Genomic DNA, 8958 nt, shown 5'->3' with positions numbered 1-8958 from the left:
CGGGCCGGTCGGACAGCCGCCAGCCGCTGGGCTCCACGCGCGCGTACAGCTCGACGAGCATCCCGGCGGTGCGGCCGATCATGTCGGCGCCGGGGCCGCGCGCGGGCAGCTCCGCGAGGTACGGGAAGTCCTCCAGGCTGCCGGTGACGGTCCTGGCGGTCTCGCGCGCGTCCCCGCCGGGCATCGAGCCGACGCCGGTGGCCGCGGGGAAGGTGACCTGGGTGTTCTCACTCACCCCGGCAGGGTATGCCGTACGGCGGGCGGGCGCGTCAGCGGCCGGGGCGCACGGTCAGGTCGTTGATCTCGGCGTCCCTGGGCAGGTCCAGGGCGAGCAGGACCGTGTCCGCGACCGACTCGGGGTCGATGAACCGCGCGGGGTCGTACTCCTTGCCCTCCTGCTGGTGCACCTTGGCCTGCATGGGGCTGGCGGTGCGGCCGGGGTAGACGGAGCTGACCCGGACCCCGTTGCCGTGCTCCTCCTGGCGCAGCGAGTCCGCCAGCGCCTTCAGCCCGTGCTTGGAGGCGGCGTACGCGGACCAGCCGGCGTGGGCGTTGAGTCCGGCGCCGGAGTTGACGAACAGCACCTGGCCGCGGGCGGTGCGGAGCTGGGGCAGGAAGTGCCGGGTCAGCTCGGCGGGCGCGATCAGGTTGACGTTGAGCTGGTGGCGCCAGGACTTGGGGGTGAGGTCCCCGACGTCACCGAGGTCGACGACCCCGGCGATGTGCAGCAGCGAGTCCACGCGGTCCGGCAGCGACTGGTGGGAGAAGGCCCAGGACAGCTTGTCGGGGTCGGCGAGGTCGCCCACCAGGGTCGTGGCGCCGGGGAACTCGGCCGCCAGCTCCTTGGCGCGGCCCGCGTCGCGCGCGTGCAGCACGAGGTCGTCCCCGCGCGCGTGCAGACGGCGGGCGACGGCGGCGCCGATGCCGGAACCGGCGCCGGTGATCACATGAGTAGCCATGCCCGCCATGGTCGCATCAGCCCGCGGCGAGGGACTCCTCCAGGTGGGCCAGGGCGGCGGCCGGACTGTCGGCGAAGTACATCAGCTCCGACAGCGGGCGCGGCAGGAAGCCCTCGGCCTCCATGCGGCGGAACTGCTGCTCCAGGCCGTCGTAGAAGCCGGCGGTGTTGAGCAGCACCACGGGCTTGGCGGTACGGCCGTGCTTCTTCAGCTCCAGGATCTCGGTGGCCTCGTCCAGGGTGCCGGTCCCGCCGACCATGATGACCACGGCGTCGGCCTTCTCCATCAGCAGCCGCTTGCGCTCGGCGAGGTCGGCGGCGACCACCATCTCGTCGGCGCCGGGCCGGGCGACCGCCGACAGGAACTCCACGGAGACGCCCACGAGCCTGCCTCCGGCCTCCTGCACGCCGTCCGCGACGACCTTCATCAGGCCGGAGTCCGAGCCGCCCCAGACGAGCGTGTGGCCGCCCTTGCCGATCAGTTCCCCGAACTCACGCGTGGGGCGCGTGTAGCGCTCGTCGAGGTCGGCGGCGGAGAGGAAGACGCAGATATTCATGGAGCCCACGGTACGCGGGAACATCGGCGGCCCCGCCCGTGCTGTCCGGGTATGGCACACGGACACACGATCACCATCGAAGAGGGCGAGCAGCGCGTGCGCGTCGTACACGACGGCCAGGTGCTCGCGGAGACCGACCGCCCCCTCGTCCTGCGCGAGACGGGCTGTCCGCCCCGGTACTACCTCCCCGCCGAGGACGTCCGGCTCGATCTGCTGACCCCGTCGGACACCCACACGGACTGTCCCTTCAAGGGCACGGCGTCCTACTGGTCGCTGCCGGACGCGCCCGATCTGGTGTGGGCGTACCCGGACCCGAAGCCGGAGGTGGCCCGGATCAAGGACCACTACTGCTTCTACGCCCCCGAAGTGGGCTGACCGGCGCGCCGTGTCGTGACCGGTGACTCCGGCACCCGTACGGCAGTCTCCACGGGCATGGACAAGAAGACGACTTCCGTCGACGGGACCTCGCTCGCGTACCGCGTGACCGGTGAGGGGCCCATGGTCATCCTGGTCAGCGGCGCGCTGTCCACCGGACTCACGCTCGCCCCGCTGGCGGCGGCGCTCGCGGACCGCTGCCGGGCCGTCGTCTACGACCGCCGGGGCCGGGGCGCGAGCGGCGACACGGCCCCCTACGCGGTCGAGCGCGAGGTGGAGGACCTGGCGGCGCTGCTGGAGGCGGTGGGCGGCGAGGCGGCGCTCTTCGGGCTGTCCTCGGGCGGCGCGCTGGTGCTGCTGGCGGCCGCGAGCGGCCTGCCGGTGACCCGGGCGGCGGTGTACGAGGTGCCGTTCAACGACTTCCTGCCCGAGGGCCCCGAGCGGCAGGTGGCGTACGCGGCCGCCCTGGACGAGGCGTTGGCCGCCGGCGACCGGGGCGGGGCGGCGGAGCTGTTCCTGCGGCTGACCGGGCTGGGCGAGGAGATGATCCAGCGGGCCCGCCAGTCCCCCATGTGGCCCGGCCTGGAGCAGCTCGCGCCGAGCCTGGCGTACGACGCCGCCCTGATGGGCGACGGGCTGCTCCCGGCGGAGCTGCTCGCCCGCGTCCCGGTACCGGCGCTGTCGATGGCGGGCAGCCTGAGCCCGCAGTGGCTGCGCGCGGGCGCCCGCGCGGTCGCGGAGGCGGTGCCGGACGGCGCGTACGCGGTGCTGGAGGGGCAGACGCACGCGGTCGAGCCGGCGTTCCTCGCACCGGTGCTGGCCGACTTCGTCACGGGCTGAGCCCGGCCGGGATCAGACCGCGGCGGCCGTGGCCCGCGTGGTCGTGGCGATGGTCGCCGAGCCGACCACGCGCGTGCCGTCGTACAGCACGATCGCCTGGCCGGGCGCGACGCCCCGGACGGGCTCGGTGAAGGTGACGCGCAGTTCGCCGTCCACCAGCTCGGCGTCGACCTCGGTCTCGCCGCCGTGGGCGCGGAGCTGGGCGGTGTAGGTGCCGGGGCCCTCGGGGGCGGTACCGCACCAGCGGGGCTTGATGGCGGTGAGCGCGGTGACGTCGAGGGCGGCGGCCGGGCCCACGGTGACGGTGTTGGTGACCGGGGAGATGTCCAGGACGTAGCGCGGCTTGCCGTCGGGGGCGGGGGTGCCCAGGCGAAGGCCCTTGCGCTGGCCGATGGTGTAGCCGTAGGCCCCCTCGTGGGTGCCGAGGCGGTTGCCGTCCTCGTCCACGATGTCGCCCTCGGCCTTGCCGAGCCGGTCGGCGAGGAAGCCCTGGGTGTCGCCGTCGGCGATGAAGCAGATGTCGTGCGAGTCGGGCTTCTTGGCGACGGCCAGGCCGCGCCGCTCCGCCTCGGCGCGGATCTCGTCCTTGGTGGTGACGGTGTCCCCGAGCGGGAACAGGGCGTGCGCGAGCTGGCGGTCGTCCAGCACGCCGAGCACGTAGGACTGGTCCTTGGCCATGTCGGAGGCGCGGTGCAGCTCGCGGTTGCCGTCCTCGTCCACCAGCACCTTGGCGTAGTGGCCGGTGCAGACCGCGTCGAAGCCGAGCGCGAGCGCCTTGTCCAGCAGCGCGGCGAACTTGATCTTCTCGTTGCAGCGCAGGCAGGGGTTGGGGGTGCGCCCGGCCTCGTACTCGGCGACGAAGTCCTCGACCACGTCCTCGCGGAAGCGGTCGGCGAGGTCCCAGACGTAGAACGGGATGCCGATGACGTCGGCGGCGCGGCGGGCGTCGCGGGAGTCCTCGATGGTGCAGCAGCCCCGCGCGCCGGTCCGGAAGGATTGCGGGTTGGCGGAGAGCGCGAGGTGGACACCGGTCACATCGTGACCGGCTTCCGCGGCACGCGCGGCGGCGACGGCGGAGTCCACGCCACCGGACATGGCGGCGAGGACGCGGAGGGGGCGCGGCGAGGTCTCAGTCATAGCCCTTCCAGGGTACGGGGCGGCGGGAACCGGGGACGCCGGGTGTGCGTTGGTGATCAGGAGGGGTTCGGCGGAATCGGGGCGTACGGGGTGGAGATGGACGACGGGGATCGCAGGCCGGGCCGGCGCGCGCTGCTCATCGGGGGCGCGGTGGCCGCGGCGGGGGCGGTCGCGCTGGCGCACGACGAGCTGGCCCGGCTGTACTGGCGGCTGCCGGGGGTGGAGCGGCAGCGGGTGCCGGGCGCGGTGGACTTCGCGGGCGCCCGCTGGGTGGCGGCCTCCCCCGCCAACTACCGGCACGCGGACCGCCCGGACGACTACCCGGTGGACCGGGTGGTCGTCCATGTCACCCAGGGCGGGTACGCGTCGGCGGTGAAGGTGTTCCAGGACCCGGCGCACCAGGCGGCGGCGCACTACATCGTGCGCGCGGACGGCCGCGTCACCCAGCTCATCCGGGAGCTGGACGTGGCCTTCCACGCGGGCAACCGGTCCTTCAACGAGCGCAGTGTCGGCATCGAGCACGTCGGCTTCGTGGACGACCCGAAGTCCTTCACCGACGCGATGTACGCCTCCTCGGCCCGGCTGACGGCCGCCATATGCGCGCGGTACGGCATGCCGGTGGACCGGGAGCATGTCATCGGCCACGTCGAGGTGCCGGGCACGGACCACACGGACCCCGGCCCGCACTGGGACTGGGACCGGTACATACGGCTGGCGCGGAACGCGCGTACGGCGCCGGGGAAGACCCCGGCCTAGACGAGTCCCGCCGCGCGGGCCCGTTCCACCGCCGGTCCGATGGCCTTGGCCACCGCGTCCACGTCGTCCTGGGTCGAGGTGTGGCCCAGCGAGAAGCGCAGGGTGCCGCGCGCCAGGTCGGGGTCGGTGCCGGTGGCGAGCAGGACGTGGCTGGGCTGGGCGACGCCCGCGGTGCAGGCGGAGCCGGTGGAGCACTCGATGCCCTGGGCGTCCAGCAGCAGGAGCAGCGAGTCGCCCTCGCAGCCGGGGAAGGTGAAGTGCGCGTTGGCGGGCAGCCGGCCGCCGGGTGCCGGGTCGCCGCCGAGCAGCGCGTCCGGGACGGCGGCCCGTACGGCCTCCACCAGGCGGTCGCGCAGGGTGCCGATCTCGCGGGCGAACCACTCCTGCCGTTCGGCGGCGAGGCGTCCGGCGACCGCGAAGGAGGCGGTGGCGGGCACGTCCAGCGTGCCGGAGCGGACATGACGCTCCTGGCCGCCGCCGTGCAGCACGGGTACGGGGCTGTACTCGCGGCCGAGCAGCAGGGCGCCGATGCCGTAGGGGCCGCCGATCTTGTGGCCGGAGACGGTCATCGCGGCGAGCCCGGAGGCGGCGAAGTCGACCGGCACCTGGCCGAACGCCTGCACCGCGTCCGCGTGCAGCGGCACCCCGAACTCGGCGGCCACGTCGGCCAGTTCGCGGACCGGCATCAGGGTGCCGATCTCGTTGTTGGCCCACATCACGGTGGCCAGCGCGACGTCGTCGGGGTTGCGGGCGATGGCCTCGCGCAGCACCTCGGGGTGGACGCGGCCGTGCACGTCGACGGGGAGGTACTCGACGGTGGCGCCCTCGTGCTCACCGAGCCAGTGCACGGCGTCCAGCACCGCGTGGTGCTCGACGGGGCTGGCCAGCACCCGGACCCGGTCCGGGTCGGCGGCGCGGCGGGCCCAGTACAGACCCTTGACGGCGAGGTTGTCGGCCTCGGTTCCGCCGGAGGTGAGGACCACCTCGCTGGGGCGGGCGCCGAGGGCCTCGGCGAGGGTTTCGCGGGCCTCCTCGACGGTCCGGCGCGCCCGGCGGCCGGAGGCGTGCAGGGAGGACGCGTTGCCGGTGACGCCGAGCCGGTCGGTCAGCTCCCGCGCGGCCTCGGGAAGCATCGGCGTGGTGGCCGCGTGGTCGAGGTAAGCCATGGTGACGCCGATTCTACGGGCCGCGCGGAGCCGCCTCCGGCCCCGCGCCGGCGGGTCACAGGCTCCAGGACACCGTGTCGGTGAACTGCATGGTGGCGAACAGGACCACGAGGTCGGCCACACCGAGCGCCATGCCGAGGTAGGCGCGGCCCCGGCGGGTCGTGCCGCGCCACAGCGAGACGCCCGCCAGGACGATGGCGACGGGGCCCAGGAACAGGTTGAGGACGAGCAGTCCGAGCAGCCCGAGGATGAAGGACGCGACGGCCATGCCGTCGGCGTCGCGCCGCGGCTTCGCCTCGATCTGACCGGTGGCAGGTGCGGTGAGATGCATGGTGCTCAGCTCCTGATGGTCGGTGCGGACGGGCGGGTCAGTGGCTGGTGGTGCGACGTCGGCCATGGCGCTCACGGACGGCGAAGACGACGAGCCAGACACCGATGAAGGCGGCGACGGCGACGCTGACGCCCACCGGTACGTGCGCCACGGTGCCGAGCGCGACACCGAGCAGCATGAGTGCGGCAACGAGGAACAGCATGGTTTCGATCCCCCCTCAGGGTCGTCTCGGTGAACAGTTGTAGTAACACTTGTTCACTGACTTCGAGTTTAACCCTCCGCGCGGCTTTCCAATTCCGGAGAACAGTTGTTAACTGGATGACATGAGTCACACCCTCGGCATCCGGCAGGCCCAGAAGCAGAAGACCCGTCAGGCGTTCCTGGACGCGGCGCTGGTACTGCTGGAGGAGCAGAGCCTGAGCAGTCTGGGGCTGCGCGAGGTGACCCGTGCCGTGGGGGTGGCGCCGACCGCGTTCTACCGGCACTTCCGCTCCACCGCGGACCTCGGGGTGGCCCTGGTCGACGAGGCGCTGGGCAGCCTGCACCCGATGGTGGGGCCGACGGTGTCGGCGGCGAACGACTCGGAGGAACGCATCGGCCGCGCGGTCGAGTTGATCGACCAGCATGTACGGGCCTTCCCGGCGCACGTCCGCTTCATCGCCCGCGAGCGGCACGGCGGGGTGCAGCCGGTGCGCGAGGCGATCCGGGACCAGCTCGCGCGCTTCACCGAGGAGGTGAAGGCCGAACTGGCCCTGAACCGCGAGTCGGAGGGCTGGGGGGACGACGACCTGACGATGCTCGCGCATCTGTACGTCGACCAGATGCTCATCACCGCCCAGCTCTTCCTGGAGGCGCTGGAGGCCCCGCAGGGCGAGTGGGAGCGGGTGACCCGGCTGGCCATCCGGCAACTGCGCCTGATCACGCTGGGCAGCAGGCACTGGACGGACCAGGAGACGCCCGCCGGGCAGTGAACAGAGGGCGGTTCAGCCCAGGCGCACGCGCGCGAGCTGGCGGGACTGGGCGACCAGCCGGTCCTCGCTGTCCCACACCTCGGCGTCCTCCTCCAGGAAGCCGCCGGCCAGGTTGCGGGTGGTGATGGACACCCGCAGCGGACCCGGCGCGGGCCGGTGCCGCACGTGCACGGTCAGTTCGACGGTCGGCACCCAGCCGGTCAGCCCGATCTCGAACGCGGTCGGCGGCAGCGCGTCCACCGCGAGCAGCAGCGAGAAGGGGTCCGCGTCCCGGCCGTCGGCCAGCCCGAACCAGGCCCGCATCTCCCCCTTGCCGGAGGGCGCGCCGACCGCCCAGCCGACGGTGGCCGGATCCAGCTTGAGCATCAGCCGCTCGGTGATGGCCGAGCTGCCGTCCACCGGCGCCGGACCGTCGGCCGGACCGAGGCACCGCTCCAGGGGCGGCATCGCCGGCGGTACGGCACTCGTCCGCACGTCGTCGGGGAGCGCGGCGAGATCGCCGTACGAGGCGAGGACGCGGATGCGCTCCACCTCGTTGCCCTCGGCGTCGTACTGGAAGAGGGACGCCTGGCCGGTGGAGAGGGTGCGGCCGGTGCGCACGGTCTCGGTGCGGATGACCGCGGGGCCGGGCTGGGAGGCCGTGAGGTAGTGGGCGGAGACGGTGAACGGGTCCGGATGCGGGAGGGTGTCCGCGAGGGCCCGGCCGAGCACGGCCAGCAGATAACCGCCGTTGACGGCGCTGATGATGGTCCAGCCGGCCGAGAGGTCGATGTCGTAGACGCCGGGCGCGCGCCGGACGACCTCGGTGTCACGGTCGAACTCGCTGTCGCCGATCACGGCTCGAGTGGCGGGGGCGGAGGCTGCTTCTGGCATGGGTGAAACGGTACAACAGCCAATTACTAAGCGGTAGCTTTCTGCGTTTCGGTCAGATGAACAGCCCTGGACAGGCGGCTCACTCCTCCATGACCGTGGACCGCCGGTTCCAGGCGCGCGGCGCCCGCCAGTGGAACTTCATGGCCAGCAGCCGCAGCACGAACGCGGTGGCCGCGGCGAGTCCGCTGGTGAGGGAGGTCAGCGCGTCGAAGCGGATGCACAGCACCACCATCGTGGCGCCGACGATCGCGGGCACCGCGTACAGGTCGCGGTCCCAGCGCAGCAGCGAGGGCACCTCGTTGGCGAGCACGTCACGCAGCACACCGCCGCCGACGGCGGTGGCCAGGCCCAGGGTGGCGGAGGCGGTCAGACCGAGTCCGTGACTGTACGCCTTGGTGGTGCCGGTGACGCAGAACAGACCGAGTCCGGCCGCGTCGAAGACGAGCACCGCCGCCTGGATGCGCTCCACGTGCGGGTGGAGGAAGAAGACCACGACGGTGGCGAGCAGGGGAGTGACGAAGAACCCGAGGTCGGTGAAGGCGGCCGGGGGCACGGCCCCGATGATCAGGTCACGCAAGAGCCCTCCGCCCAGCGCGGTCACCTCGGCGAGCACGGCCATCCCGAAGACGTCGAAGTTCTTGCGGACGGCCAGCAGGGCGCCGGAGATGGCGAACACGAAGATGCCGATGACATCGAGCGTGTGCTGGACGGAGGGACTGAAGATCTGATCGAGCTGCACCCACACATTCTGACCTGTCGCGGGGTGCGGACCTTGCGAAGCAAGGCGGGAGGGGCGGCCGCCGGGCGAACGGCGGCCGCCGGCTCACTTCTCGTCGGCAGCCTTCTCGGTGCCGGGCTTCCCGGTCTTCTCGACCTTCCCGGTCTCGGCCTTCTCGACCTTGGTCTCCTCGACCTCGGCCACGGAAGGCTTCTCGACCGCCTCGGCCTTCTCGACCTCGGCCACCTCGACCTCGGCCACCTCGACCTCGGCCAC

12 protein-coding genes and 1 pseudogene are annotated in these 8958 nt (G+C 72.8%); 4 read left to right on the top strand and 9 right to left on the bottom strand.

Annotated features, from left to right (window positions below; translation table 11 throughout):
• The 3 genes and pseudogenes from GT030_RS07595 to GT030_RS07585 all read right to left on the bottom strand — a co-directional run.
• A pseudogene (locus GT030_RS07595) lies at positions 1 to 235 on the bottom strand (methionine synthase); the annotation flags it as partial.
• 34 nt (positions 236 to 269) lie between these two features.
• Complete coding sequence (locus GT030_RS07590) at positions 270 to 959, bottom strand: SDR family oxidoreductase (RefSeq protein WP_202459809.1); 690 nt, start codon at positions 957 to 959, stop codon at positions 270 to 272.
• A 16-nt stretch (positions 960 to 975) separates the two neighbouring features.
• The gene (locus GT030_RS07585) at positions 976 to 1515 is read right to left on the bottom strand and encodes a TIGR00730 family Rossman fold protein (protein ID WP_161200416.1); all 540 of its coding nucleotides are present in this window, start codon (positions 1513 to 1515) and stop codon (positions 976 to 978) included.
• Positions 1516 to 1566: 51 nt separating this feature from the next.
• Here GT030_RS07585 and GT030_RS07580 point away from each other — a divergent pair, with 51 nt between their 5' ends.
• Both GT030_RS07580 and GT030_RS07575 read left to right on the top strand, forming a co-directional pair.
• Positions 1567 to 1890 carry a DUF427 domain-containing protein gene (locus GT030_RS07580; protein ID WP_161200415.1) on the top strand — a complete coding sequence of 108 codons (324 nt, stop codon included), beginning with the start codon at positions 1567 to 1569 and terminating at the stop codon, positions 1888 to 1890.
• Positions 1891 to 1947: 57 nt separating this feature from the next.
• On the top strand, positions 1948 to 2730 hold the full coding sequence (locus GT030_RS07575; RefSeq protein WP_161200418.1) for an alpha/beta hydrolase: 783 nt from the start codon (positions 1948 to 1950) through the stop codon (positions 2728 to 2730).
• Between the two features lie 12 nt (positions 2731 to 2742).
• Here GT030_RS07575 and mnmA read toward each other — a convergent pair whose 3' ends face one another.
• On the bottom strand, positions 2743 to 3867 hold the full coding sequence (gene mnmA / locus GT030_RS07570; RefSeq protein WP_031181732.1) for a tRNA 2-thiouridine(34) synthase MnmA: 1125 nt from the start codon (positions 3865 to 3867) through the stop codon (positions 2743 to 2745).
• 96 nt (positions 3868 to 3963) lie between these two features.
• Between mnmA and GT030_RS07565 the strand changes: the two genes are divergently transcribed.
• Entirely contained in the window at positions 3964 to 4623 is a 660-nt protein-coding gene (locus GT030_RS07565; RefSeq protein WP_161200414.1) for an N-acetylmuramoyl-L-alanine amidase, read from the top strand.
• On the opposite strand, the gene GT030_RS07560 is transcribed toward GT030_RS07565, so the two are convergent.
• From GT030_RS07560 to GT030_RS35505, 3 genes are read right to left on the bottom strand one after another with little or no spacing between them, the layout of a single operon-like run.
• Positions 4620 to 5789 carry a cysteine desulfurase family protein gene (locus GT030_RS07560; protein WP_161200413.1) on the bottom strand — a complete coding sequence of 390 codons (1170 nt, stop codon included), beginning with the start codon at positions 5787 to 5789 and terminating at the stop codon, positions 4620 to 4622. The two genes, GT030_RS07565 and GT030_RS07560, sit on opposite strands and share 4 nt — an antisense overlap.
• 55 nt (positions 5790 to 5844) lie before the next feature.
• Positions 5845 to 6120 carry a DUF4190 domain-containing protein gene (locus GT030_RS07555; RefSeq protein WP_086693675.1) on the bottom strand — a complete coding sequence of 92 codons (276 nt, stop codon included), beginning with the start codon at positions 6118 to 6120 and terminating at the stop codon, positions 5845 to 5847.
• Positions 6121 to 6157: 37 nt separating this feature from the next.
• A complete protein-coding gene (locus GT030_RS35505; protein ID WP_086693676.1) occupies positions 6158 to 6322 on the bottom strand; it encodes a hypothetical protein in 165 nt (54 codons plus the stop codon).
• Between the two features lie 121 nt (positions 6323 to 6443).
• On the opposite strand from GT030_RS35505, the gene GT030_RS07550 reads away from it, so the two are divergent.
• On the top strand, positions 6444 to 7091 hold the full coding sequence (locus tag GT030_RS07550; RefSeq protein WP_161200412.1) for a TetR family transcriptional regulator: 648 nt from the start codon (positions 6444 to 6446) through the stop codon (positions 7089 to 7091).
• A 12-nt stretch (positions 7092 to 7103) separates the two neighbouring features.
• Here GT030_RS07550 and GT030_RS07545 read toward each other — a convergent pair whose 3' ends face one another.
• Positions 7104 to 7964: a thioesterase family protein gene (locus tag GT030_RS07545; RefSeq protein ID WP_031181726.1), complete on the bottom strand. Its 861-nt coding sequence runs from the start codon at positions 7962 to 7964 to the stop codon at positions 7104 to 7106.
• A 79-nt stretch (positions 7965 to 8043) separates the two neighbouring features.
• A complete protein-coding gene (locus tag GT030_RS07540) occupies positions 8044 to 8703 on the bottom strand; it encodes a trimeric intracellular cation channel family protein (protein ID WP_161200411.1) in 660 nt (219 codons plus the stop codon).
• Between the last annotated feature and the right edge of the window lie 255 nt (positions 8704 to 8958).

Source organism: Streptomyces sp. SID1328 (assembly GCF_009865595.1).
Classification (GTDB): Bacteria; Actinomycetota; Actinomycetes; order Streptomycetales; family Streptomycetaceae; genus Streptomyces; species Streptomyces griseoluteus.
Note: the sequence above shows the minus strand (reverse complement) of the source record. Positions and strands in the feature narration are given on the sequence as shown.

What these genes read in the sequence shown, in the direction of transcription:
- GT030_RS07575 (WP_161200418.1), top strand. Translation starts at nt 1,948, where the DNA reads ATGGACAAGAAGACGACTTCCGTCGACGGGACCTCGCTCGCGTACCGC.
- GT030_RS07560 (WP_161200413.1), bottom strand. Translation starts at nt 5,789, where the DNA reads ATGGCTTACCTCGACCACGCGGCCACCACGCCGATGCTTCCCGAGGCC.
- GT030_RS35505 (WP_086693676.1), bottom strand. Translation starts at nt 6,322, where the DNA reads ATGCTGTTCCTCGTTGCCGCACTCATGCTGCTCGGTGTCGCGCTCGGC.
- GT030_RS07550 (WP_161200412.1), top strand. Translation starts at nt 6,444, where the DNA reads ATGAGTCACACCCTCGGCATCCGGCAGGCCCAGAAGCAGAAGACCCGT.
- mnmA (WP_031181732.1), bottom strand. Translation starts at nt 3,867, where the DNA reads ATGACTGAGACCTCGCCGCGCCCCCTCCGCGTCCTCGCCGCCATGTCC.
- GT030_RS07590 (WP_202459809.1), bottom strand. Translation starts at nt 959, where the DNA reads ATGGCTACTCATGTGATCACCGGCGCCGGTTCCGGCATCGGCGCCGCC.
- GT030_RS07580 (WP_161200415.1), top strand. Translation starts at nt 1,567, where the DNA reads ATGGCACACGGACACACGATCACCATCGAAGAGGGCGAGCAGCGCGTG.
- GT030_RS07545 (WP_031181726.1), bottom strand. Translation starts at nt 7,964, where the DNA reads ATGCCAGAAGCAGCCTCCGCCCCCGCCACTCGAGCCGTGATCGGCGAC.
- GT030_RS07585 (WP_161200416.1), bottom strand. Translation starts at nt 1,515, where the DNA reads ATGAATATCTGCGTCTTCCTCTCCGCCGCCGACCTCGACGAGCGCTAC.
- GT030_RS07565 (WP_161200414.1), top strand. Translation starts at nt 3,964, where the DNA reads ATGGACGACGGGGATCGCAGGCCGGGCCGGCGCGCGCTGCTCATCGGG.
- GT030_RS07555 (WP_086693675.1), bottom strand. Translation starts at nt 6,120, where the DNA reads ATGCATCTCACCGCACCTGCCACCGGTCAGATCGAGGCGAAGCCGCGG.